The 24,477-nt window shown below is 53.8% G+C and carries 24 protein-coding genes and 3 pseudogenes; 18 read left to right on the top strand and 9 right to left on the bottom strand.

The genetic code is table 11. From position 1 onward, the window contains the following. The first annotated feature begins 378 nt into the window (after positions 1–378). The 3 genes from D3H35_RS15390 (at position 379) to D3H35_RS15400 (ending at position 3,011) form a co-directional block, all read left to right on the top strand. Positions 379–1,158 (top strand): IclR family transcriptional regulator, encoded by a 780-nt coding sequence (locus D3H35_RS15390; RefSeq protein ID WP_119150173.1) that lies wholly within the window; start codon positions 379–381, stop codon positions 1,156–1,158. Positions 1,159–1,268: 110 nt separating this feature from the next. Further along, on the top strand, positions 1,269–1,973 hold the full coding sequence (locus tag D3H35_RS15395; RefSeq protein ID WP_119150174.1) for a type 1 glutamine amidotransferase: 705 nt from the start codon (positions 1,269–1,271) through the stop codon (positions 1,971–1,973). Positions 1,974–2,225: 252 nt separating this feature from the next. Next, positions 2,226–3,011, top strand: a complete 786-nt coding sequence (locus tag D3H35_RS15400; protein ID WP_119150175.1) for a DeoR/GlpR family DNA-binding transcription regulator — start codon at positions 2,226–2,228, stop codon at positions 3,009–3,011. 66 nt (positions 3,012–3,077) lie between these two features. Here D3H35_RS15400 and D3H35_RS15405 read toward each other — a convergent pair whose 3' ends face one another. Beyond that, the gene (locus tag D3H35_RS15405; RefSeq protein WP_119150176.1) at positions 3,078–3,638 is read right to left on the bottom strand and encodes a helix-turn-helix domain-containing protein; all 561 of its coding nucleotides are present in this window, start codon (positions 3,636–3,638) and stop codon (positions 3,078–3,080) included. Between the two features lie 157 nt (positions 3,639–3,795). Between D3H35_RS15405 and D3H35_RS15410 the strand changes: the two genes are divergently transcribed. From D3H35_RS15410 to D3H35_RS15430, 5 genes and pseudogenes are all read left to right on the top strand, one after another. Then, the gene (locus D3H35_RS15410) at positions 3,796–4,455 is read left to right on the top strand and encodes an alpha/beta hydrolase (RefSeq protein WP_119150177.1); all 660 of its coding nucleotides are present in this window, start codon (positions 3,796–3,798) and stop codon (positions 4,453–4,455) included. A 7-nt stretch (positions 4,456–4,462) separates the two neighbouring features. Next, positions 4,463–5,236: a DODA-type extradiol aromatic ring-opening family dioxygenase gene (locus D3H35_RS15415; protein WP_119150178.1), complete on the top strand. Its 774-nt coding sequence runs from the start codon at positions 4,463–4,465 to the stop codon at positions 5,234–5,236. Positions 5,237–5,315: 79 nt separating this feature from the next. After that, positions 5,316–6,103, top strand: a pseudogene (locus D3H35_RS15420) (SDR family oxidoreductase). A gap of 218 nt (positions 6,104–6,321) precedes the next feature. Further along, positions 6,322–6,792 carry a hypothetical protein gene (locus D3H35_RS15425; protein ID WP_119150179.1) on the top strand — a complete coding sequence of 157 codons (471 nt, stop codon included), beginning with the start codon at positions 6,322–6,324 and terminating at the stop codon, positions 6,790–6,792. 26 nt (positions 6,793–6,818) lie between these two features. Then, positions 6,819–7,055: a DUF6953 family protein gene (locus tag D3H35_RS15430; protein ID WP_119150180.1), complete on the top strand. Its 237-nt coding sequence runs from the start codon at positions 6,819–6,821 to the stop codon at positions 7,053–7,055. A gap of 792 nt (positions 7,056–7,847) precedes the next feature. Here D3H35_RS15430 and D3H35_RS15435 read toward each other — a convergent pair. Beyond that, a complete protein-coding gene (locus tag D3H35_RS15435; RefSeq protein WP_119150181.1) occupies positions 7,848–8,378 on the bottom strand; it encodes a C40 family peptidase in 531 nt (176 codons plus the stop codon). A gap of 205 nt (positions 8,379–8,583) precedes the next feature. Here D3H35_RS15435 and D3H35_RS15440 point away from each other — a divergent pair, with 205 nt between their 5' ends. The 6 genes from D3H35_RS15440 (at position 8,584) to D3H35_RS15465 (ending at position 13,856) form a co-directional block, all read left to right on the top strand. Continuing rightward, positions 8,584–9,270, top strand: a complete 687-nt coding sequence (locus D3H35_RS15440; protein WP_199728563.1) for a response regulator transcription factor — start codon at positions 8,584–8,586, stop codon at positions 9,268–9,270. Continuing rightward, positions 9,267–9,878, top strand: a complete 612-nt coding sequence (locus D3H35_RS32480) for a hypothetical protein (protein WP_233567952.1) — start codon at positions 9,267–9,269, stop codon at positions 9,876–9,878. The genes D3H35_RS15440 and D3H35_RS32480 overlap by 4 nt, the downstream gene beginning before the upstream one ends. Then, positions 9,875–10,651, top strand: a complete 777-nt coding sequence (locus tag D3H35_RS32485; RefSeq protein ID WP_233567953.1) for a HAMP domain-containing sensor histidine kinase — start codon at positions 9,875–9,877, stop codon at positions 10,649–10,651. Before D3H35_RS32480 ends, D3H35_RS32485 begins: the two co-directional genes overlap by 4 nt. A 71-nt stretch (positions 10,652–10,722) precedes the next feature. Beyond that, a complete protein-coding gene (locus D3H35_RS15450) occupies positions 10,723–12,894 on the top strand; it encodes an MMPL family transporter (protein ID WP_233567954.1) in 2,172 nt (723 codons plus the stop codon). Between the two features lie 466 nt (positions 12,895–13,360). Continuing rightward, the gene (locus tag D3H35_RS15460) at positions 13,361–13,561 is read left to right on the top strand and encodes a cold-shock protein (RefSeq protein ID WP_119150184.1); all 201 of its coding nucleotides are present in this window, start codon (positions 13,361–13,363) and stop codon (positions 13,559–13,561) included. A gap of 67 nt (positions 13,562–13,628) precedes the next feature. Further along, positions 13,629–13,856, top strand: coding sequence for a cold-shock protein (locus D3H35_RS15465; protein ID WP_119150185.1), 228 nt, complete (start codon positions 13,629–13,631; stop codon positions 13,854–13,856). Between the two features lie 152 nt (positions 13,857–14,008). Here the strand turns inward: D3H35_RS15465 and D3H35_RS15470 are convergent, their stop codons facing one another. Further along, a complete protein-coding gene (locus D3H35_RS15470; RefSeq protein ID WP_119150186.1) occupies positions 14,009–14,668 on the bottom strand; it encodes a hypothetical protein in 660 nt (219 codons plus the stop codon). Between the two features lie 347 nt (positions 14,669–15,015). Between D3H35_RS15470 and D3H35_RS15475 the strand changes: the two genes are divergently transcribed. Next, positions 15,016–15,579 carry a gluconate 2-dehydrogenase subunit 3 family protein gene (locus D3H35_RS15475; RefSeq protein ID WP_411675152.1) on the top strand — a complete coding sequence of 188 codons (564 nt, stop codon included), beginning with the start codon at positions 15,016–15,018 and terminating at the stop codon, positions 15,577–15,579. A gap of 18 nt (positions 15,580–15,597) precedes the next feature. Then, positions 15,598–17,314: pseudogene (locus tag D3H35_RS15480) on the top strand (GMC family oxidoreductase). Between the two features lie 229 nt (positions 17,315–17,543). Here D3H35_RS15480 and tatA read toward each other — a convergent pair. Both tatA and tatC read right to left on the bottom strand, forming a co-directional pair. Beyond that, positions 17,544–17,747 carry a twin-arginine translocase TatA/TatE family subunit gene (gene tatA / locus D3H35_RS15485; protein ID WP_119150187.1) on the bottom strand — a complete coding sequence of 68 codons (204 nt, stop codon included), beginning with the start codon at positions 17,745–17,747 and terminating at the stop codon, positions 17,544–17,546. A gap of 28 nt (positions 17,748–17,775) precedes the next feature. After that, positions 17,776–18,510 (bottom strand): twin-arginine translocase subunit TatC, encoded by a 735-nt coding sequence (gene tatC, locus D3H35_RS15490; protein WP_119150188.1) that lies wholly within the window; start codon positions 18,508–18,510, stop codon positions 17,776–17,778. 176 nt (positions 18,511–18,686) lie between these two features. Here tatC and D3H35_RS15495 point away from each other — a divergent pair, with 176 nt between their 5' ends. Both D3H35_RS15495 and D3H35_RS15500 read left to right on the top strand, forming a co-directional pair. Continuing rightward, entirely contained in the window at positions 18,687–18,998 is a 312-nt protein-coding gene (locus tag D3H35_RS15495) for a c-type cytochrome (RefSeq protein WP_233567955.1), read from the top strand. Positions 18,999–19,131: 133 nt separating this feature from the next. Further along, positions 19,132–20,572: pseudogene (locus D3H35_RS15500) on the top strand (nicotinate phosphoribosyltransferase). 623 nt (positions 20,573–21,195) lie between these two features. Here D3H35_RS15500 and D3H35_RS15505 read toward each other — a convergent pair. From D3H35_RS15505 to D3H35_RS15520, 4 genes are all read right to left on the bottom strand, one after another. Beyond that, a protein-coding gene (locus tag D3H35_RS15505) for an IS3 family transposase (protein WP_267901361.1) occupies positions 21,196–22,349 on the bottom strand; the annotation gives its coding sequence in 2 pieces (ribosomal slippage) (positions 21,196–22,097 and positions 22,097–22,349; 1,155 coding nt in all). 244 nt (positions 22,350–22,593) lie between these two features. Beyond that, positions 22,594–23,235 (bottom strand): NAD(P)-dependent oxidoreductase, encoded by a 642-nt coding sequence (locus D3H35_RS15510; protein WP_119150189.1) that lies wholly within the window; start codon positions 23,233–23,235, stop codon positions 22,594–22,596. A 126-nt stretch (positions 23,236–23,361) separates the two neighbouring features. Beyond that, complete coding sequence (locus D3H35_RS15515; protein WP_119150190.1) at positions 23,362–23,790, bottom strand: Rrf2 family transcriptional regulator; 429 nt, start codon at positions 23,788–23,790, stop codon at positions 23,362–23,364. A 145-nt stretch (positions 23,791–23,935) separates the two neighbouring features. Continuing rightward, positions 23,936–24,349 carry a hypothetical protein gene (locus D3H35_RS15520; RefSeq protein ID WP_119150191.1) on the bottom strand — a complete coding sequence of 138 codons (414 nt, stop codon included), beginning with the start codon at positions 24,347–24,349 and terminating at the stop codon, positions 23,936–23,938. Positions 24,350–24,477: the final 128 nt, after the last annotated feature.

Raw genomic sequence — 24,477 nt, forward strand, 5'->3', positions numbered from 1 at the left:
AAGGAAACGCGCAATTTCTAAAGGAAACGCGAAAAAGGACATCGAGTAGAAATCCGCGCCGACCGTGAAGACAGCCGACTGTTCGCGTAAATGAATATAGGGTCACCTTTAAAAATAGACAGACCATTCCTGAGTCCCCTGCATGCAGGCAGAGCTTTTGGCGCTATTTAGTTAGCGGGCGCAAAAGAGCGAACTCGGATATAGTCTATGATACGTAACCCTCCGTTCCTTGTAAGTAAGCTGAGTGTACCACGGGAGTCGATCTTGATGCAAATGATGGTTTTTGCACCCGCGGCTTCCAATTCGTCTTCCCGAATAGCGGGATGTCCATGTGCTACAATAGGGTACAAAAAGAGTTAATCGGCGGGGAGGGAAGGTATGTCCGGCGTTATTTCGAAGGCGATTCAGATGCTCGATCTCCTTGTTCCGCAAGGCATCGAAAAAGAGATGAGCATGACGGAGATGAGCCGGGAGCTGGGATGGCCGGTTCAGAGCGTTCACCGAATACTGAAGTCGCTTGCCGAGCACGGCTTCGTCACCCAGAACGCCAAGACGAAGAAGTACAAGCTGGGGCTTTCTCTTATGAAATACGGCTTTTTGATGCACGACAGCTTGATGCTAAGGTCGGTCGCCAGACCTTTCATGGAGCAACTGGTCGAAAAGACGGGTGAAACGGTCTACCTCGCGACGAGAGAAAATGCGGAAGGCGTCTATATCGACAGCATAGACTCGCCGCAAATTTTGAAAATATCGGAGCCGATCGGACTGCGTTTGCCTCTGTTCATTGGTGCCTCAAACCGGGTTATTCTGGCTTATTTGCCGAAGAAAACGAGGGAAGCTCTTCTCTCAGCGGCCGACTGGACATCCGTTCCTTCGCTTAAGTCTCTGACGCGCGAATATATCGAGTCGGAGATGGAGCTTATCCAAGCTCAAGGCTATGCTATAACGACAGGGGAAGCGACAAGCGAGACGACGGGGATCGGAGCGCCTATATTTTCGTACGAGAATACCGTAATCGGATCGCTCAATTGCGCCGGTCCGTCAAGCCGGTTTACCCCTGAGAACATTGAAAAATACAGCTGCTACACGAAAAAGTATGCGGATTTGATCTCGGCCGAGCTAGGTTTCCGGAATCGCGCGAGGTTGAATTTTTATTGATTATCCCGAATAGCGGGAAAACAGGATTCAGTCTTCTTTAATTACGGCATATAATCGGGGCATGAAGCATGTTCCATGAGAATGATGCCGCAAAGCGAGGAGGAAGCGCGTTGAATATTAAGGTCTTTAAACATTTCTCTTTTGACGACACGGGCGCTTTTGAGCGGTGGGCTTCTCATAACGGGCATACGCTCGACATTCTCGATCCAGCCGAGGGCGTACGGGCGGAATGGTTGGACGGGCTGGACTTACTTATCATTTTAGGAGGTCCGATGAGCGTATACGAGGAGGAGCTCTATCCTTGGTTGATCGAGGAGAAGCGGTTCGTCGGGCAGGCTATCGAATTGGAAAAGAAGATTCTCGGCATTTGTCTGGGCGCTCAAATGTTGGCCGACGTACTGGGGAGCAAGGTGTATCGCCATCCTTGCAAGGAAATCGGCTGGCATCCTATTAACCGTTCGGAAGATCGCCATCCTTGGCTTGCAGGATTGCCTGAACGATTTCATTCTTTTCAATGGCATGGGGATACGTTCGAATTGCCGACGGGAGCGACGAGGCTGGCCGGGTCCGACGCTTGCTCGCAGCAGGCATTTGCTTATGGCGATCGGGTGCTTGGTTTGCAATTTCATTTGGAAACGTCGCCGGCTTGCATGGAAGTTATGCTGGACCGATGGGCGGATCAATTGACGGACGAGCCCTGTATCCAATCCGCGGAACGAATCCGGGCGGAAACCGCTCGCAGCGACGCATCGCTTCGAATGCTGCATGGCATTCTCGATCGAATAGCTTTACAATCAGAGTCTCCCATACAATGATATCAATACGCCGTTCAAGGTTCAAAAAAACCTTGGACGGCTTTCTTAATGTTTTTACATAACCGCCTATCCCCTCTAATTCAGCGACAACAGTAAAGCTTTACATTACAAGAGGGGCAAAGCAACAAGAATAGAGAACAACCCCACAATAAACCACATGGGAGGAAAAATCGGATTTATGAACGGAGTCCGATTCGACTTACGCTGTATGCATCCGAGCTATTGCAATTAGAGAAGGAAGGAGCATAAACGATGTCGATCTCGTCAGAGGAGCGCAAAAGAGTTATTTTGGAGCATCTGAGACTCGAAGGGCGAGTGAAGGTGCCGGACTTGTCGCGCAGATGCGGGGTTTCGGAGGAAACAGTGCGGCGCGATCTCTTCGTTCTGGAGCGGGAAGGGCGGGTGAAGCGCGTATATGGCGGAGCCGTGCTCTCCGATCCGGCCAATTACGAGCCTCCGTACTTGCAGCGCCAGAAGGCAAGGGCGGAGGAAAAAGTCCGGATCGGCCGAGCGGCTGCCGAGCTGATTGTGTCCGGAGATACGATCGTTATCGACGCAGGCACGACGACGCTTGAGCTGGCCAAGGCGATTGCGGGCCGCGAGAGACTGACCGTGCTGACGAACTCCATCGCGGTCGCTTATTACTTGATGGAGTCGCTGAACGCAGGCCGATTTTCCGGCAAAATCATTGTCATCGGCGGAGAGCTGAACCCGGAGCAGCAATCATTGTCCGGCGCGACGGGAGAGCAGGTCATGTCGCAATTTCGGGTCGACAAGGCGTTCATATCCGTCGGAGGCATCTCCATGAAGCGGGGCGTCAGCGATTATGATTTGAACGAGACGATCATGTCGCGGCGCATGGTGGAGTCGGCCGACCAGACGATTGCGCTGGCGGACGATTCGAAGCTCGATAAGGAAGCGTTCGTCGAAATTGTGCCGATTCGCGGAGTTCATACAATCGTCAGCAACGTTCCTCCGCCGAAGGGCTGGATACCGTCGCTCAAGTCCAACCAGGTTCAATGGATACAAGCCGAATGAAAGAGAAAAAGAAGCGCCCCGAATCGTGTTCTTCGGGAGAAAACCAAGCCGAATCCCGCTGGCAGCCTAGGCCATAAAATCCGGCTCAAGCTCCGATTCCGACTCCGTATAGACGGCGATGAGCACGACGCTAACTCCATCGCTCAAGTTTTTCACCGAGTGAGGGATGCAAGCGTCCCAACTGAAGGAGTCGCCTTCCTCCAGCACGGCCGAGTCTTCTCCCTGCTCCGCGACGATTTCCCCTCGGATTACCATATGGGATTCTTGGCCCTTATGGGCGTGCGGGGCATCGCCGGTCGAGGCGCCCGGAGGAAGCTCGACGAGCATAAGCCTCATGTTTTTTGTGCCGCTTAAGTGCTCGACCTTTAATTTTTCGCTGCCGCTTGTCGTCGCTTTCCGCTCTTCTTTGCGGACGACGCTCATGCGGTTTTCTTTTTTCATGAGCAAATAAGTTAAAGGGACGTTCAGCGCGGCAGCGATATTGTCCAACGTAGCGATGGAAGGGGACGTTTTATTCGTCTCAACCTGGCTCATGAAGCCCTGCGATAAGCCCGTCGCTTCGCATATTTGGGCGATTGTAATGTTTTTGCGTTTGCGAATCGCCCTTATCGCAGATCCTATATCCATCCGAACCATCCTTCGAAAATATTTGTAATACAAAATATAATTTGATATTAACAATTTTCCGATTGACTTGCTAGTAGGTCGGAGTTAAATTAGTCATATAGAAAATAAATTTGTATTACTAATATATCTGATTAAATGAAACAGGAGGAGAGCATTCATGACAGCATCGTACGAATATGACGTTCACTTGCCGCCCAATGCGGAGCCAGGCAAGAAATACCCGGCAATCTTCACCCTTCATGGCAAAGGGTCCAACGAGAAAAACATGCATGGTCTAGTCGAACCGCTATCCGACAAATTCATCATCGTTCATATTCGCGGCGATCTTCCTCTGGGAGCGGGGTATCAGTATTATGAGCTGAGAGGGCTGGGCAATCCGGTTCGGGAAAGCTTCGACCGTTCCGTCCGGAAATTGGAAGATTTTCTGGAAGAAGCGACCGTCAAATATCCGATAGACGCAACGAATAGATATTTGCTCGGCTTTAGCCAAGGGGCGATTTTGTCCATGACGTTGGCGTTGACGCTTGGCGATCGGCTGAAAGGGATCGTGGCATTGAATGGCTACATTCCGGAGTTCGTGAAGACGGAATATCCGCTGCGCTCCGTAGAGAACGTATCGGTTTTCATTTCTCACGGGCAGTACGACTCGGTGTTTCCGCTGGAGATCGGACGAGCCAATGCGGCGTATTTCGGCGGGCGGACGTCCCGCTGCGTTTTCCGGTCTTATCCGGCGGACCACGGCGTTTCCGAAGAGAACCAGAAGGACTTCGTCGAATGGCTGCTTCAAAATATTAATACGACTACGGACAAGGAGTGACGCCGATATGATGCCATCTTACTTTTTTGCTCACGGAGCCCCTTCGCTGGTGCTTGACGTTCACGAGTACACCTCTTTTTTGAAAAGCTTTGCCGCTTCCATGCCGACGAAGCCGAAGGCGATCGTGCTCTTCTCCGCGCATTGGGAGCATCCGACGCAGCAGGTCAGCGCCGTTCCTTCCTATTCGACGATTTATGATTTTTCCGGATTTCAGGACGAGCTGTATCGAATGACTTATCCGGCTCAAGGCAATCTCGCGCTTAGCGATGAAATTCGAACGTTGTTCGAGCAGCACGGAATTCCGAGTGCGAGCGACGGGCAGAGAGGTCTTGATCATGGGGCTTGGGCTGTGTTGAAGCTGGTATTTCCAGAGGCCGATATTCCGGTCGTCGCCTTGTCCGTTAACCGGCATTTGACGAACGAGCAGCAGTACAAGATCGGACAGGCGCTTGGTGCGTTACGGGAAAAAGACGTCCTAATCATCGGCAGCGGGGGCACCGTTCACAATTTGCGGAGAGTCAATTGGCGGGCGGAATCGGCGGAAGCTTGGGCGGTCGCGTTCGACCATTGGCTTCGGGAGAAGCTGGAGGCGTGGGACACTGAGTCTTTGTTTCGGTATCGGGAGCTTGCGCCTTATGCGCAGGAGGCAGTACCTACGACGGAGCATTTCATTCCTCTTCTTCTTGCGATGGGGTCCGGCGACGAAAACAAGCGAGCGAAGCCGTTGCACCGGAGCTATCAATACGGTACGTTAAGCTTAAGCAGCTGGCAGTTTGACTAATCGGATATGTTGAGCATAATCATCGGGCCATCCGATTTGTTCGGCTCGTTAAGATCAACTGGTTAAGAGGGTGCAGTCGATGAATTTGGGGCTATCGGGCAAGTCTGTTTTCATAGCCGCTTCAAGCAAAGGATTGGGAAGAGCCGCCGCGCTCGAATTTGCGAAAGAAGGGGCTCTGGTGACGATTGCCAGCCGCAGTCTGGGGCAGCTCGAAGAAGCCCGCGACGAGATCAGAGCGGCGACGGGGCAAGAAGCGACGATGGTACGCATGGATGTCTTGAGTCCGGACGATATCAAGAACGCTATTCGCCACGCCGTCGATTCCGCCGGAGGCTTGGATATTCTGGTGACGAACGCGGGAGGTCCTCCAAGCGGTTTTTTTTCCGATATGGGAGACGAGGATTGGACGGGCGGCTTCGAGCTCAACCTTCTAAGCGCCATTCGGATGATTCGCGAGGCATTGCCGCATTTGAAGTCTGCGGGCGGAGGGCGGATCGTGAATCTGGCTTCCACTTCCGTGAAGCAGCCTATCGACGGGCTCATTCTATCGAACGTGTTCCGGGCGGGCGTGCAAGCTTTGACGAAAAGCTTGTCATCGGAGCTTGCGAACGACGGCATTCTTATTAATACGATTGCGCCGGGGCGAATCGCGACGGATCGGATTACGGAGCTGGACAGCAAGAGAGCGGAGGACCAAGGCAGCTCACTGGAGCAATTCCAGACCGCAGCGGTCAAGGCGATTCCGCTCGGGCGAATGGGTACGCCGAGGAATTCGCGCGTTTTGTCGTCTTTTACGGTTCGTTCGCCAACACGTACGTGACTGGTCAAACGCTGCTCGTTGACGGCGGCATGGTCAGGGCGATCTAGTCAGGCGCGATAAGATATTTTCGCAGGAGAGATACGTTTCGTGAGAAGCAGCAGTCGCTTCGGGTGAGATGAAGCGGGTTGAATAGTCGAGTACCCTCGGTAGCGCGCGAATCGCGTTCGGCCGGGGGTATTGTGTGTTCATCCTCTGACGGGAGGACGAGTCGGGGAGGCAAGTGTGGTATAATGCGGCTATGAATCGAGAGACGTGGAGGTAAGTTATGTTAAGTTTTGAAGAGAAGCTTGCGATTGCAGGCTCGTTTCCTGAATTGCAGCGCAAAGACGTGTCTTTGGGACGCGTGAACTATCATTATGAAGACAGCGCTTATGAGAAGAAGACTGTTGTGTACCACTTGCATCCGAATGGCAACGGCTTCGTTTATGCCGGTCATTTGGACGATTGTCCCTTCGATATCGACGACAAAGGGTTCGTTAACATTCGTGAATTTGCCGCCGATGATTTTCGTGCGTTGATTGCGGAATCGATCCGCTCGTTGACCGACGAGTTTGCCGCTAACGAGCCGTCGCGGGAAGAGCGCTGGACCAATGAGAAGAAGCAGACGCTGGAGTTGAAGTTCGAGGAAGAAGATGAGATGTGGTACATCTATTCGGGCTTGAATCTGGACGCCGTATTCGATACATATGAGGAAGCGAAGGAATACCTTGTGGACGAGGGCTTCTCGCGTACCTGACAATCTGCGCAAGGAGCGTGAGCATCATGGAAACAACAGCGCAGCAGGTTGCCGAATGGATGGTCGAAGAAATCCGGTTTCGAGGAATTCTTCATCAGGCCGACGCTATCGCGCATGTCAGAACGAATTTCGGAGAGCAATTCGTATTCGTGAACGAAAGCGGCAATGCCTCGCTCGACAAGGAAGTGAAAAAAGCGTTCCGGAAGCTCCACGGAGGCAAGGTCGCCTGGGACAGGGACGGCTTCTTCTGGGGCTGGACCTGAACTTGGCTCCGCAGGAGCGACGTCAAAAGCGCCACAATTCCACCGGAACGCCAGCAAATCCGGTGGAGTTGTGACTCAAAACGCCACAATTCCACCGGAACGCCAACCTACCGCCCGAGATGTGACTCAAAGCGCCACAATTCCGCCGGAACGCCAGCCTACCGCCCGAGATGTGACTCAAAGCGCCACAATTCCACCGGAACGCCAACCTACCGCCCGAGATGTGACTCAAAGCGCCACAATTCCGCCGAAACGCCAGCCAACCGCCCGAGATGTGACTCAAAGCGCCACAATTCCGCCGGAACGCCAACCTACCGCCCGAGATGTGACTCAAAGCGCCACAATTCCGCCGAAACACCAGCCAACCGCCCGAGATGTGACTCAAAGCGCCACAATTCCGCCGGAACGCCAACCTACCGCCCGAGATGTGACTCAAAACGCCACAATTCTGCGGGTTTGCCAGCCAACCGCCCGAGATGTGACTCAAAGCGCCACAATTCCGCCGAAACGCCAGCCTACCGCCCGAGATGTGACTCAAAGCGCCACAATTCCGCCGGAACGCCAACCAACCGCCCGAGATGTGACTCAAAGCGCCACAATTCCGCCGGAACGCCAACCTACCGTCCGAGATGTGACTCAAAGCGCCACAATTCCACCGAAACGCCAGCCTACCGCCAGAGTTGTGACTCAAAGCGCCACAATTCCGCCGGAACGCCAGCCTACCGCCCGAGATGTGACTCAAAGCGCCACAATTCCGCCGGCACGTCTGCCAATCCGCCCTGCGAGCAGGAGCTACAATACTCTTCTAGCCGTAATATAACGCTTCGGATAGTTGCCGGAGTTCAAGTCGCTAATAATGACGCCGTTAACCGATCCGCCGATTGTATTGTGGATGAATTTGCCGCTGCCGATATAGATGCCGACATGATTGATTTTGCCCGGCGTGCCTACGCTGAAGAAGACGAGATCGCCTTTCCTCAAGTTGTTCTTGCTGACGTAAGTCCCCTGTTTGCTCTGAGCGGAAGATCCCCACTTCAGCGTGACGCCCTGGGAAGCGAAAATATATTTGGTAAAGGCGGAGCAATCGAACGTATAGGTCGAGGGGCTGTTCACTCCGTATTTGTAACGTACTTTGCCTTGAAGCGATTTCGCCTTGGCGATAAGCTTGTCCGCTTTTTGAGCGGCGGTCGAGCTGGCGGAAGCCGTCGCACTCGTCGTTGCGGCGAATGTGCTGGGGCTTGCGGCGGCCGTGCTTCCTGCGGCGATAACGGCGAAACAAGCGGTTCCGATCAGCAGCTTTTTCCATGCTTGTAAGTGATTCATATAGACCTCCTGCTTGATAAGATTGGGTATTCGGGATATAGGAGGCAGTATACTATGCAAAGTTAAGCTCATTTAGAAAATTGAGGGCTTCTTAATGATTCCAAAAAGCACCACCCGAGGCGCGGTATAGGTATTTTCGTTGAAATCATCCCTTTTTTCGGGCATGATGAGGGCATCATAAACGTCGAAGCCAATCGGGAGAATGATAAAAATGAGAATACATATTATCGCGGTAGACGACGATCCCCATATCCGGGAACTGCTTCGGTTCGTGTTGAGCAAAGAAGGCTACAGGGTGTTCGAGGCCGACAACGGCGAAGCCGCTTCGGTAGTCATGGAGAACGAGCAGATTCACCTGGCTATCGTCGATGTGATGATGCCCGGCAAGGACGGATTGGAGCTGTGCAGGGAGATCAGAACCGACTACGATATTCCCGTCATCATGCTGACCGCAAAGGGAGCGATCGAGGATAAGGAAAAAGGGTTCATTTCCGGAACGGACGATTATTTGGTGAAGCCGTTCGATCCGAAGGAGCTGCTGTTCCGAATCAAAGCGCTTCTGCGCCGTTATCGGCACGTCTCTTCGGAGGCGATCAAGCTGGGCAACGTGACGATAGATCGAAAAAGCTATGAGGTTACGATAAACGGCGAGCCCTTGATATTGCCTTTGAGAGAGTTCGAGCTGCTGTCTCAATTGGCAGCGAATCCGGGACGGATTTATACCCGCGAGCAGCTTATTCAGCTGATTTGGGGAGCGGATTTTGCAGGCGACAGCCGTACTGTCGACGTTCACGTCAAACGGCTGAGGGATCGATTCGCCGACAGGCAGGAAGGCTTCGCCATCACGACGATTCGCGGATTAGGATACAAGCTGGAGGTGAAGGAAGGGTGAGGACGTTATACACCCGAATCGTTCTCACCTTCGTGCTGATCGCCTTGGTTAGCGGAATCGTCGGTGTGCTGTTGACCAGCCTGTACTATCAAACTACGCTTACGTCGGATAACGAGCGCAAGAGCATGGAAATCGCAGACGGCATCCGTTCCCTGTACGAGGACAATCCGGAGCTCGATTTGGACGCGTACCTTAGACGCGTCGCCATGCTCGGGTTTCAAATCTATGAGATTCGCGAAAAGACGCCGACAGCGGCAGTCGCCTACGGAGCGCCGTTCAAGCACGGCTCCTTGTCTTCCGAACAGATCGAATCCGTCCTGCATGGGACGGTATACCATGGAATGTCGCAAGAGAATCGCAGGCTAAAGCTGTTCGCGTTTTTCGAAAACAGCGTTCAAAACACGGTAGGGGTGTCCGTTCGGACGAAGGAAGGTGCGGCGGCGCTCTTTATCCGACCGAATCTGGAGCAGCAAATCGGGGAAATCCGCATCATCGTCGCCGTCCTGATAGGCTGCACGTTCGTCGTCAGTCTGGTGCTGATCGTCGTGTTTACCCGGTATATAGTTAAGCCCATTAAAAAATTAACCGGGCGACGCAGCAAATCGTGAAAGGGAATTTCGACGTGGATCTGGACAGCGGACGAAAGGACGAGCTCGGCGGACTTGCGCTTCATTTTTCGCAAATGGCGGGTTCGATTAGGCAAGTGGACCGGATGAGGCAGGAGTTCGTCGCGAACGTCTCGCACGAATTTCAGACTCCGCTAACGTCCATCCAAGGCTTCGCTCGCGCGATGCGGAACAAGGAGACGACGCCCGAGGAAACGGAAGAATACTTGTCCATTATCGATCAAGAAAGCGGTCGACTGTCTTCGCTAAGCAAGCAGCTTCTTACGCTCGCCGCGTTGGATAAAGAAGACAAGCCGCTGCAGCTTGCCGAGTTCCGATTGGACGAGCAAATCCGGCAAATCTTGATCATGCTGGAATGGCAGTGGACGGAAAAGCGATTGAATCTCGATGTCGACCTCCCGGAGTTGACGTTTGCCGCCGACGCGCACTTATTGTACGAAGTGTGGCTCAATCTCATTGCTAACGGCATTAAATTTTCCGAAACGGGTGATACGCTCAGGATCCGCGCAACGGTGAGCAAGGATCGGATCGAAGTGGAAATCCGCGATACGGGAATAGGCATTCCGGAAGCGGAGCTGCCCCGCATTTTCGAACGGTTTCACAAAGCCGACAAATCGCGGGATCGCTCGTCCCAAGGAAGCGGCCTGGGTCTCGCTATCGTTGACAAAATCGTCTCCCTTCATCGCGGAACGATTCGTGTCGAAAGCGTGCTTGGCGAAGGCACGAAGGTAATCGTCACTCTTCCGCGTTTGTAATCCTCCGTTCATCGTTCGTTCATTTTCCTGCTCGATAATGCGGGAGAACGAACGGATGGGAGGACTCGAGCATGACTATTCACTCTTTGCGCAAGATGGTTCAATTCGCGAGCAGCCGCAGAGGCTCCAAGATCATCGTGCTGGGTTGGCTGCTGCTTATAGTCGTTATTAGCTTGACGGCGCCAGGCGCCAAGGAATTCGCCGTTAACGCGGGAGAAGACAGCGTCAACGGCGATAACCCGGCCGCCGTCGCCCAGCGGCTGCTGGACGAACGGTTTCCCGTCACGGAAGGAATGCCGCTTCTGCTCGTCTTCCATGACGAGCAAGGAATTTCTTCCGAAGCGGACAGAGCCCGGATTTCGGCATTCAGCGAGTGGCTGGACACCGGAAGCGGCAAGCCCGAGCAAGTGCTGAGCGCCGTCCCGTTTCATCGGATGACCGCTTCGGAACAGGACCGTTTGCTCTCCGAGGACCGAACGACGTTCATGCTTAACGTTGCCCTGCGGAAGGGGCTTGAATCGGATCAGACGCTCGATGCGCTCGATCGTATCAAGTCCTATTGGCAGAAGGACGGCGCAGGCACTATCCAGCTCGAGCTGACGGGGCCGGCGGCGATGTCGGCGGATACGCTGACGTTGTTTCGGAACGCCGACGTCGTCCTTATGCTGTCTACGGTCGTTCTCATCCTTCTGCTGCTTATCGCAATCTATCGTTCGCCGCTCCTTGCCTTCATTCCGTTAGCGATTGCGGGCGCCGTCTACTCCGTCGTCGATCGGGCGTTGGGGCTGGCGGGCAAGAGCGGGATGGTCGCCGTCGACAAACAATCGCTTTCGATCATGATGATTTTGCTCTTCGCCGTGCTGACCGACTATTGCTTGTTCGTCTTTTCCCGTTATCGCGAGGAACTGGTCCGAACGGACTCGAAGTATGACGCCATGGGCAAGGCTATAACGTCCCTTGCGGAGCCGATTCTATTCAGCGGGGGAACGGTGCTGCTGGCGATGCTCGCCTTGTTCGCCGCCGTGTTCAAGCCGTATCAAGGCTTCGCGCCTGTCTTCGCCATCGCGATAGCCGTTATTTTGCTTGCGGGCTTGACGCTCATACCGGCGGTCTTCGCGCTCTTGGGGCGCCGGGCTTTCTGGCCGTTCGTACCGAAGCCGGGTTTGCAGACGAAGCGCTCCAAAGCTTCATCCCCTGCGAGGGACTCGTTCTGGACAAAGACAGGCGCTTTCGTCACGCGCAGACCGAAGGCTGTTATAGCTGTCATCGCTGCCGTGCTGCTGCTGATGTCGCTGAATATCGGATCGATCCGCTATTCCTTCAATTTGATGAACTCATTTCCGGAGGATATGGGCTCGCGCCAAGGCTTCGAGACGTTGGAGAAGCACTATCCTCCCGGTCTTCTGGCTCCCGTGACAGTCATCGTCCGGCAGGAACGGCCTATTGCGGCAGACGCCGGCTTTATGGGGAAAATCCGAACATTAGCGGATGCACTGAAGCGAGACGGGGCGATTTCCACGGTCGCGCCCGATTTCTCCAACACAGCCGAATTACCCGAAAGCCTCTTGTCCGACGACCGCCGTTCCGTTAAATTTCAGGTTATTCTAAAGACGAATCCTTATGATCAGGAGGCGCTTAACGCCGTAAAGAAGTGGCGGCACGAGAGCGCCGCTCTGCTGGAACGGAGCGGCTTTGACGTTTCGGAAGCTTCGCTTCATTTTGCGGGCAAAACCTCGGAGCAGCTGGACGTGCGGGCGATGAACGGAAGGGATACCGTCGCGGTGTTCACCCTCGTCACTATGTTGATTGCGTTGATGCTCGCATGGCAGACTCGTTCAATCGTTCTCGCGTTCTGCATGATTGCGACTATCCTGCTGTCTTATGCGGCGACGATCGGATTTAGTTGGTTGGTGTTTCACGGTCTGCTCGGGTACGGGACGATCAGCTACCGGCTGCCGATGTATACGTTTGTCTTCATGGTCGCGCTCGGGGTCGATTATAACATCATGCTCGTCTCCCGCGTCCGGGAGGAAGCCGCCCGTCTCGACTGGAGAGAGGCCGTTCGCATCGGCGTTGCCCGAACGGGCGGAGTCATCTCGTCGGCGGGCCTCATTCTCGCGGCGACGTTCGGCGTCCTCATGACTCAGCCGCTGCAGGAATTGTACTTGTTCGGCTTTGCGATGACGGCGGGCATACTCGTCGATACGTTCCTTGTGAGGGAATGCTGCTTCCGGCCATTTTGACGATAGTCGGGAGCGGAGGAAGGAAGCGCGCGAAGCTCTCGCGGGAGCTGACAGCGGATTAATTGGGTCATCCATGCAAAAAGGAAGGCAAGGGACAATCCCCTCCGCCTTCCCTTTTCTCGGATGGCTTCGTATCTCCGGCGGAAGAGGTGCGAATCCGACAAAAATTTGTATGGAATGCGTGATTAAAAGCCGCCCTTTTCGGACAATAATAAGAATGCGGCTGTCTGCGGATGATCGCAACATACAATGTGATATTGACATAGGCTTCGATCGATTTGCAAGTCACCGATTGCTTTTCTTCAAGAATCGTGGTACAGTGATTGTAATCGTATAACTGATAGCCTATTCACATATTGTAAAAGGTGATCAATTGTAAGATGGTACCTTTTCCAATGTGTGAATTTTTAATTTGCGTAGCAAATTTAAAAGAACATGTTAATTTAATTTTTGGAGGAATTCCACCATGCAAAACGGAACAGTTAAATGGTTCAACGCTGACAAAGGTTTCGGCTTCATCGAAGTTGAAGGCGGCGCAGACGTATTCGTACACTTCAGCGCTATCACTGGCGAAGGCTTCAAAACGCTTGACGAAGGTCAACGCGTACAATTCAACATCGTTCAAGGCAACCGTGGCCCACAAGCTGAGAACGTTGTAAAACTGTAATACCAACCACGCGAAGAGACTGTCCTTACTATGCGTAAGGGCAGTTTCTTTTATAAGGAGCGAAGTCATGTACAATCGCAAAAAGATTTCGGAGGAGCTTCCGCAGGAAGAAACCCTCATCTGGTCTTGCGTCAGCGAATCGTGCAAGGGTTGGATCCGGGATAACTTTGCATTCGATACGGTTCCGACTTGTCCGCTCTGCAAGTCTGCCATGGAGAAGACAACGAGAATGCTTCCGCAGCTTGAGAATCATGGACATAATCAAAAGTCTCCCACGAACGGCGTGAAGATTTAAGCTTTTCGCCCAGTGAATCTATAGCGAGCGCGTTTCCACCATCAAAAAGCCAGCCGCGTAGGCTGGCTTTTTGGCGTCTTTGGACAGACGCGAAAAAAACGAAAGGGCAATTCCGATGCGCATCGTCTAAATGCGCTCGGATTGCCCTTTCGTTATTTATTCGGAGCCTTCGCCAGCTGCAGAAGCCGTTGAATATCGTCTGCTTGCTGCGCGGGAGCGGCGTCCGCATGAGACCGGATTCGCTCGATGGCCGCCACCGCTTCGGGATCGACGAGGCTGTACACCTTCACGCCGCTTCCCAAGTTTTCGTGAATCCACTTTTCGGCGGAAGCGATGTTGTCGGCGCCGGCGCCATCGGCGTTGAGCTTGCCGATCCGGCCGGGAGAGCCGCCAAGGCTTCTTCCCGACAGAGAGCCGCTGGGGCTAAGCAGCTTTTGCTGAAGCTCGTCGGATTGGGCGGACGCTTCTTGCTTCCGCTTCGCAGTCGCCAGAATGACCATATCGTCCAGCGTGAACGCTTTGACGCCGGTAATGCCCGCACTGCCAAGGCGCGACTCCAGATGCGAGGACAAGCCGTGACTGTGCAGGCCGGAGCTTCCGATAATGCTGTACACGGACGTTCCCATTCCGTGAGAGGTAGGACCGCGCTCGTCCGTCTTGCGCTCCATCTGATGAATAGCGCGGGCATTTTGCTTATTCTCGACAGCGTGCTCTTGCGCGACGGATTTTTGGCGCATCGAAGTTGCTTGGCAGGCTGACAACAACAGCAAAGTGCCGACGCCGAGTGCGGCTAATGTGGTCGTTTTTTTCATGGGCTTCCTCCAGTATTGCCGGGATTGAACATTTTTTAGCATGACCAATACCCGATCGTGCATATTCACGTTTTTTTGGAAAAATAATAACCAGGAAAAGTAAGTGATTCCGAAAACGAGGTGATGAGCGTGGCAGATCCTACTAAGCTCGATGGCAAGGGGAAGCAAGACGTCCAGCAGCCATCCAGACGAAAATTTCTCATTAACGCGGGTATGCGATCGGCGGTCTCGCGGTAGGCGGCGCTATCGGAAGTCTGGTCAAGAAGTCTTCGAAGACGGCGGAGCCGGCTCCAAGTCCGACGAATTCGGCGGGAGGAGCCGAACCGAAAAACTACAATCGCGCCCTCATGTTCTTCTCCCAGGAGCAATTTGCGGTTGCGAACGCGGCGGCGGAGCGCATCTACCCGCAAGACGACAATGGGCCTGGAGCGAAAGCTCTCGGAGTCGCCTTCTTCATCGATCACCAGCTCGCGGGGGAGTGGGGCTTCAACGGCAGGGAATACATGTCGCCGCCTTTCTATGTGGGCGAGAAGACCCAAGGCTATCAAGGCAGGCTGCGCAGAAGGGAATTGTTCGAAATCGGCTTGAAGGAAATCGACAATTACAGCCAGACGAAGTTTTCCAAAGGGTTCGCGGAGCTGGCGGCCGAGCAGCAGGACGAGGTGCTCAAAGCGTTCGAATCCGACGAGGTGAAGCTGACGACGATTTCGGCGAGCGGTTTTTTTCGGACGCTCCGCAGCGCCACCCTCGAAGGAGCGTACAGCGACCCGTTGTACGGCGGTAATATCGACATGAACGGCTGGAAAATGCGCAACTATCCGGGCAACCAAATGAGCTACGTATCCGTCATCGACAAGGAATTTACGAAAATCGCGCCGAGCAGCTTGCAAGAGCACATGGCGACTCATTAACGAAGCGAGGATTTCGATATGGCGAAGACTTTACCGAAAACGGACGTCGTAGTCGTCGGCGTCGGGTGGACCGGCGGAATAATCGCGGCGGAGCTTACGAAAAGCGGACTTTCCGTCGTTGGGCTGGAGCGTGGCCGCGAGCGGAAGACGGAAGACTACTTCATGGTCCATGATGAGCTTCGGTATTCGGCGCGATACGGTCTCATGCAGGACTTGTCCAAGGAGACGGTGACTTTCCGCAGCGATGAGAAAATAAGGGCGCTGCCGATGAGATCCTACGGCTCTTTCCTGCTTGGGGACGGACTAGGGGGAGCGGGGGTGCATTGGAACGGGCAGACGTACCGGTTCCTCCCGTACGATTTTGAAATACGCAGCAAGACGATCGAAAGGTACGGCAAGGACAAAATTCCGGCAGAGATGACGATACAGGACTGGGGCATCACCTACGATCAGCTTGAGCCGTATTACGACAAGTTCGAGAAGATGGCCGGAATAGCCGGAGAACCGAATCCTCTCGGAGGCAAACGTTCCAGCCCGTACCCCGTTCCTCCGATGAAGACATCGCCATCAATGAAGATGTTTACGGATGCGGCCAAAAAAATGAACCTGCATCCCTACATCATGCCTTCGGCCAACCTGTCCGAAAACTACACGAATCCGGACGGCATCGCCCGGGCGGCGTGCCAATATTGCGGCTTCTGCGAACGGTTCGGCTGCGAATACGGCGCGAAAGCCGACCCTGTCGTCACGGTCATTCCGGTCGCAAAAAAAACGGGGAAATTCGAAATCCGAACCCACTCGAACGTCCGGCGTATTCTCAAAACCGGCGACAAAGTAACCGGGGTTATGTACACGGATGTGACGACGGGGGAAGAAATCGTACAGCCGGCGGACATCGTCGTCTTGACCAGCTACGTATTCAGCAATGTGCGGCTATTGCTTATGTCCGGCGTAGGCAAGCCTTACGACTCCGCCTCGGGCAAAGGAGTAATCGGCCGCAACTACGCCTATCAGGTCATCAAGGGAGCCGCTTCCGGATTTTTCGAAAAGAAGGAATTCAACAATTTCGCCGGCGCCGGGGCGCTGGGGTCAGTATCGACGATTACAACGGAGACAACTTCGATCACACCAACCTGAAGTTTCTGCATGGAGCTTCGATTACCGTGTCGCAAACCGGGCAGAGGCCGATATCCAACAACCCGATACCGGGCGGAACGCCTACCTGGGGCAAGGAATTCAAGGCCAACTCGCTTAAATACGCGAATCGGGTCATATCGGTCGGGGGACAAGGCTCCTCGATGTCTTACAAGCACCACTACCTGGACCTCGATCCCGAATACAAGGACGCGTTCGGAGATCCGCTCATGCGGTTGACCTTCGATTTCGAAGAACAAGACGAGCAGCTTGCCGTGTTCATATCGGGCAAATGCGCGGAAATACTGAAGGAAATGGGAGCCGACAACGTCAATCAGCTCAAGGAGCTTGGGCCCTACGAAATTACGACTTACCAGTCGACCCACAATACGGGCGGCGCCATTATGGGAGCATCCCCGACACCTCGGCGGTCAATACATACTCGCAGATGTGGGATCACGATAATTTGTTCGTTGTCGGAGCGAGCTGCTTCCCGCAAAACTCCGGCTATAATCCGACAGACACGGTCGGAGCTCTTGCCTATCGAGCGGCGGAGGGCATATTGAAATACCGGGAAAAGGGCGGCGGATTGCTGGTTTAGCTTAGCGTTTCCGCGAAATGAAGGACGAGGGAGGCTGCCTCGCAAGTCTGCTGCGACTTGCCGGGCACGCCTCTTTTTGCTGGAGCATGTTTGGAGGAACTTCTAGGAATACGACGAAAAAAGACCCGTGGAATTGGCACTTGTAAAAGTGCCTTTCCACGGGTCGCAGTTCAAGAGGGGTTACATATTTTTTTCATTTTCAAGCGCGCTGAAGTTGTGCGGGCTCGTCTTACATTAGCTTCCCGGTCTCTTCCTTCGACAGCTCGATCGGGTCGAGCTTTTCATCGTCGGCTATGCCTCGGGTGGAATTGCGGAACTCCCGCAACGTTTCCCCGAACGCCTTGCCGAGCTGCGGCAGCTTGGCCGGTCCGAAGACGATAAGCGCGATAATGAGAATAATCAGTAACCCCGATACTCCGATATTGTGAAACATGGTCATTCCTCCCAAATTGTTAGTGAAGCTATCCGGCAGTCGGGACGGCGGCCGCCCACTTGCGGGAGAACCGCGCGGAGATAAGCGCGCTAAGCTCGAAGAGAAGCAGCAACGGCACGGTAACGGACAAATGGGAGACAAGGTCGGGCGGCGAGATGCAGGAGCCGACGATGGCAAGCCCTACATAAGCGTACTTTCTTACGCTCCGGATGCGCGCCGGATTCAACAGTCCGAGACGGGTCAGGAACAGAATAACGATGGGCATCTCAAACGTAACTCCGAGCGGAAATACAACGTTGAACAGAAAAGAGAAGTAGCGGTCCATTCCATACGTCTCTACAGCTCCGACGCTCTCGTTCATCGCCTTCATGAAATGAAGCATCATCGGGAAGACGAGAAAATACCCGAACGATACGCCGGACACGAACAACAGGAAAGAGACGGGTACATAGGCGAATGTTCCTTTTGCTTCGCGTTCCGTCAGTCCGGGACGGACGAACGCCCACACCTGGTAAAGCACGAGAGGAAGCGTGAACAAAGCCGCAACCAGAAAAGCGCATCTTAAATAGATAAACAGCCCATCCGTGAACGAGAAGACGTTCCATTCGATAGACGCTGCGGCGGAGTGTCGCTTCAGAAGCAGCAATAGTCGGGGTGAAACATAGAGCCCCGCGCATAACGTCGCGAAAAACCAGAGGCTTATCAGAATGAGCCGCTTACGCAACTCGGCCAGATGGCCGACCAGCTCCTCCTGCTGGGTCATCCAATCACCTGCCGTTCCAATAATTGTCACATGCTCGTCCCTTAGAATGCCCCAAGCCCGAATGGTTATACTAACCGCGAATTGAAATCGATCCTTGGATCGGGAGGAATGAAGATGACCAGATTCAAAGTTCTTGCGACGGGACTAAGCTTGGCGATAGCGCTCTCGTTGACAGCTTGCGGCAAAAGCAACAACAACACGACGCCGTCGCCATCGGCCCCGGCTCTCCCGCAGGCTCGCCTTCGGGGACGACATCGGCAGCAGCCGGGGAAGCGGAGGCGATTTACAAGTCCAATTGCATGGGCTGCCACGGCGTCGATCTAAGCGGCGGAGTAGGACCTAACCTGCAGAAGGTCGGCGGCAAGCTTTCGACGGCTGATGTTTCCGCGCGAATCAGCGCCGGGGGCAACGGAATGCCGGCATTCAAAGGCACATTGACGGATGATCAGATCAATGCGTTGGCTTCGTGGCTAAGCGGCATGAAGTGAACGACGCGCAGGGCGGCCGAGAGGCCGTCTTTTTTACATCACAGATATGTGTGTCGGAAAGCGGATACTGTCGGATGGGCAGTCTAATTTGCGGCGGCACCGAATCGGAAGGTTCAGAAAGGCGGCAAACGACATGAACGAGGCAAGCTTGTCCCTTCATACGGATAAATACCAGATCAACATGATGTACGCCCATTGGGTGCAAGGAACCCATCGGCAATGGGCCGTGTTCGATCTTTATTTTCGCAGCCTGCCGTTCGGGAACGGATATGCGGTATTCGCCGGTCTGGAGCGGGTCGTTCGCTATTTGAGCAACCTGCGGTTCGAAGAGGACGATATCGCCTATTTGCGAACGCAGGAGGAAAATTACCCGGAAGCTTTCCTGGAGGAGCTGCGGCGTTTTCGGTTCAGCGGACACCTTTATTCCGTGCCGGAAGGAACGCTGGTGTTCCCCAACGAGCCGATCGTGCGAGTGGAGGGGCCGATCATGGAGTCGCAGCTCATCGAGACGGCGCTCCTTAACTTTGTTAATTACCAGACGCTGATCGCTACGAAAGCTTCGAGAGTGAAGCAGGCCGCTCCTCACGATATATTACTCGAATTCGGCTCTCGCAGGCACAGGAAGCGGATGCGGCCATTTGGGGGACGAGAGCGGCTTACATCGGCGGCTTTCACGCAACTTCGAATCTGCTCGCGGGCAAGCTGTTCGGCATTCCGGCCAAAGGAACTCACGCGCATTCGTGGGTACAGAGCCATGACGGAGAAGAGGAGGCGTTCCGCAAATACGCGGAGGCGCTGCCCGATCAAGTGACGTTGCTCGTCGATACGTACGACACGTTGCGCAGCGGGGTTCCGAACGCCATTCGAATCGCTCGGGAGCTGGAAAGCCGCGGCAAAAAGATGGATGCGATTCGGCTGGACAGCGGCGACCTCGCTTATTTATCGAAGCAGGCGCGTCGCATGCTCGACGAGGCGGGGCTGTCCGATGTAAAAATCGTCGCGTCGAACGATCTGGACGAGAATTTGATCTTCAATCTGAAGGCGCAGGGGGCGCGAATCGATATTTGGGGAGTCGGAACGAAGCTGATTACGGCAGCCGATCAGCCCGCGCTCGGCGGGGTGTACAAGCTGGCGGCCCGCGAGAAAGACGGAGAATATGTGCCGGTCATCAAAATTTCGGGCAATCCGGAGAAGGTGACCAATCCGGGGTCAAGGAAGCGTACCGGCTCGTCAGCCGGACCACGGGCAAGGCGAAGGCCGATTACTTGGCTCTCCCGCATGAATCGGATGTGCGGGAAGGAGTTCCCCTCCGGCTGATCGATCCGGTTCATACCTACATAGAGGAGCCGTTCGACGATTACGAGGCAGTGCCGTTGCTTCGCCCCGTATTCCGGGACGGGGAGTTGATCATCGAGCTGCCGAAGCTGGACGAAATTCGCGAGTATCGCGAGCGTCAGCTCGAGCTGCTATGGCCCGAATATTTGCGGAAGCTCAATCCGGAGCAATATCGCGTCCATCTCAGTCCCGAGCTATTGAGGCTGAAGCTGGAGCTGATACGCCGTTACCAGGCCTAGCGAGTTCCTGTAAACTCGACCGGCGACGGTGAATAAGGGCTGTCCCTCTCTTGGAGGGACGCCCTTGCAAGTTCGATCACACTTCTCGCCGAATGTATGGTACCTCGTCCCACTGTTGCGCTCTCGACCACACTTCTCGCCGAATGTATGGTACCTCGTCCCACTGTTGCGCTCTCGACCACAAATCTCGCCGATTGTATGGTACCTCGTCCCACTGTTGCGCTCTCGACCACACTTCTCGCCGAATGTATGGTACCTCGTCCCACTGTTGCGCTCTCGTTCACACTTCTCGTCGAATGTATGGTACCTCGTCCCACTGTTGCGCTCTCGACCACACTTCTCGCCGAATGTATGGTACCTCGTCCCACTGTTGCGCTCTCGACCACACTTCTCGCCGATTGTATGGTACCTCGTCCCACTGTTGCGCTCTCGACCACACTTCTCGCCGAATGTATGGTACCTCGTCCCACTGTTGCGCTCTCGACCACACTTCTCGCCGATTGTATGGTACCTCGTCCCACTGTTGCGCTCTCGACCACACTTCTCGCCGAATGTATGGTACCTCGTCCCACTGTTGCGCTCTGAACCTCTGTCAAGAAAATAGACACTTAGAATCGAGAAAATTAGGCCGGATTTGAAAACGCCCGTTCGTAACTGTTCGGCGATAAATAGCCAATGGTTGAATGAATTCGTTCACCATTATAGAAACATGTAATGTACTCAAAAATCTGTTTCTTCGCGTCCTCACGCGTCCTGAATTTTGTAAGATAAATGAGTTCTTTCTTGAGGACGCTATGGAACGATTCAATGCAGGCATTGTCGTAGCAGTTGCCTTTTCGGCTCATGCTTCCTTCCATCTTGTACTGCTTCATTTTCTTCTGGTATTCGTGTGAGGCGTATTGGCTTCCCCGATCGGAGTGATGGAGTAATCCGGCTCCTGGCCGACGCTGGGCGTAGGCACGATCTAGCGCCTTAATGACGAGATCTTTGGTCATTCGATCCGACATGTGAAATCCAACAATTTTACGGCTGTACAGGTCCATGACGCTCGCTAAATACAACCAGCCTTCATTGGTCGGGCAGTAAGTAATATCAGTAACCCACGCCTGATTGGGAGCCTCAGGTATGAACTTCCTGTTCAGCGTATTATCATGTACGGGCAGGTTGTGTTTGGAATTCGTGGTAGCTTTATATTTCTTGACGGTACGGGATTTTAACCCCATTACCTGCATCAAGCGAGCAACGCGTTTCTCGGATACAACGACTCCCCGAGTACGAAGGGCAGCTGTTACTTTCGGGCTGCCATACAGGCGTCTGGAGCCAAGAAATATACGCCTAATCTTCTGCTCCAAATCTTCTCTGCGTTTGCGGCGCTCAAGCCGCTTGTCGTAGCTTTTTTGCCATGCGTAGTAACCGCTTCGGGAAACCTTAAATACAGAGCACATCTTTGCGACACGGAGCTTAAAGCGGTATTTGTAGATAAACGGAAAAATCAGCGCCGGTCTTTTGCAAAGTAGTGCATTGCCTTTTTTAAGATTTCATTTTCCTCCTGCAAGTCACGAAGTTGTTTCTGCAAATCGCGTAGCGCCTTATCCTCAGGCTTTAGATTACCGCTTCCTGGGAAAGCCTGCATACCATCCTGTTTGAGCTCGGCAATCCAACGATATAGTGAGTTTTCATGGACGCCTACCTCACGTGCTACCTGCGCAATCGGCTTGCCTTCTTGAATCATCTGAACCGTCTGCATCTTAAACTCTCTGTCGTATTTCTTCGTCATGTCGGACACCTCGAATGAAAGTAATTATATTCTCCCATTCTCGATTCTTCGTGTCCACTTTCTAGTCTAACAGCACTCTCGATCACGCATCCCGCCGAATGTATGGTACCTCGTCCCACTGTTGCGCTCTCGTTCACACTTCTCGCCGAATGTATGGTACCTCGTCCCACTGTTGCGCCCTCACACTAAAAAGGGGGCTATCCCTCTGGTCCTTGCAGACCTTTCGGGACACCCCCTGCTTGCTTTATTCCGCTTCGCCGACGACGGTAAAGCGTTCGCCGATATGAGCCGGATTTTCGATCTCGTCCAAGAGGGCGATCGCGTAGTCCGCATAGCTGATATAGCTGTTTCCTTGCGAGTTGAGGATCAGATTGTCTTTGCCTTTGCGGTAAGCGCCGGTCCGCTTGCCTTCCGGGTTGAAGAAGCCGGCCGGACTGACGAAGGTCCATTTCAGCCCGCTCGATGCCTGAAGGTCTTCGAGGTTTTTGCCTTGGTTCGAAGCGGTAGCGAAATATTCTTGAGGGAATTCCGGCGTGTCCAAAACCCGGATCGTCTTCGCTTCGTCAACGAACAGGCTTCCGGCGCCGCCGACGACAATCAGGCGGGTGTCGGGAGTTCCTTTTACGGCTTCGATAAGCACTCTGCCTGCCTCGACGTGAAGATGCTCTTGGCCGTGAGGAGCTCCGTAGGCGTTAACGATGACGTCGAACGGCTTCAAGTCCTCGGCGGTCAGTTGGAATACTTCCTTCGCCAGAACGCTGACGCCGGAATCCGTCACCTTGGCCGGGTTCCGTACGATGGCCGTTACCTCGTGGCCTCTGCTCAAAGCTTCTTTTGCGATCAGGCTTCCCGCTTTTCCCGTTGCTCCGATAATTCCGATTTTCATGGGTTACACTCTCCGTTTTCTTTTTTTTGATTGGTATAGCTGTTTCCATTCGTGCCATAAGCCATTCCGGAATCGATAGCCGCCCACATGTAACTGTTATTGTTACATGTGAGGCAAAAAACAACCTCAACCCGATTTCAAGTTGAGAGCGTTGACGACTTCCTCCATCGTGATGTCGGACAGAACCGATTCCATGGCTTCCTGCGCTCTGGACAGCACAAGCTCCAGGACGCCTTGAATCCTCGATCCGACAGGACAGTTCGGGTTCGGCTTATCATGGATATGGAACAGCTCGCCCTCCCCGACGGAATTGACCGCCCGGTAGACATCAAGCAAGGAGATCTCGTCCAATCCTTTGAGCAGGGAGGCGCCTCCCACTCCGTGACGGACATGGATCAATCCGGCTTTGCGAAGCATACCCATGATCCGGCGAATGACGACGGGGTTCGTATTGACGCTGCCGGCCATAAATTCCGACGTGCAATCTTCCGGACGGCTGGTGGCTAGGAGGGACAGGATATGAGCGGCTACCGAAAATCGACTGCTTATTTTCATCGTCTCCGCCCTCCTCTTGTAACAATTATAGTTACATCATAATCGGTTTGTCAACTTGTTTTAAGCAAAGATGAGAAAGGCCTGAAGGCAGCCGATCATTCTCGGTGTTGCCGTCAGGCCGTTTTGTACGCATCGGAGAGGTCGCTTATCCTTGCGATCCGCCATATACGCTGTTCGTAATGATTTCCGTCAGCTCCGATTTTTGGGCTTCGTAAGCGGCAGGGGACAAGCTGCCGCTCGACAGGCGAGCTTCCAGCTGCTCCGTCATTTCGGCGACTTGAAGCTCGATGATTTGGCTAACTTCGACTTGCTTGCTGGCGGCCAGTTCGGCAAGAGATTTCTCGTTATATAAGGCATCGTACAGCTCGTCCTCTGTCGCGCCCAATAGATGAAGCAAATGATCCTGCGTCGGTGCGGCTATGTTCGAGATGGTAGTCGGGAGTTTGGCTTCTTTGGACGTTAGGGGACTTGCCTTGGCATCGTCGCTCCAAGTCGTGCTGCTGCCGATGGCGATGGCGACTGCCATCGTGCTGCTGAGCAGCCATTGTTTCGGGTTCATTGCACACCTCGTTTCCTCATTCAAGCACGCTTGTCTCCAATACTACGTATGACAAAGGTTTAAGGTTACAAGCAATATCTTACTGGAAGAACCTTATGGGCGTATGAACGTCATATTAAAGTTTGATT

It is taken from the genome of Cohnella faecalis (genome assembly GCF_003570905.1).
GTDB classification, from domain to species: Bacteria; Bacillota; Bacilli; order Paenibacillales; family Paenibacillaceae; genus Cohnella; species Cohnella faecalis.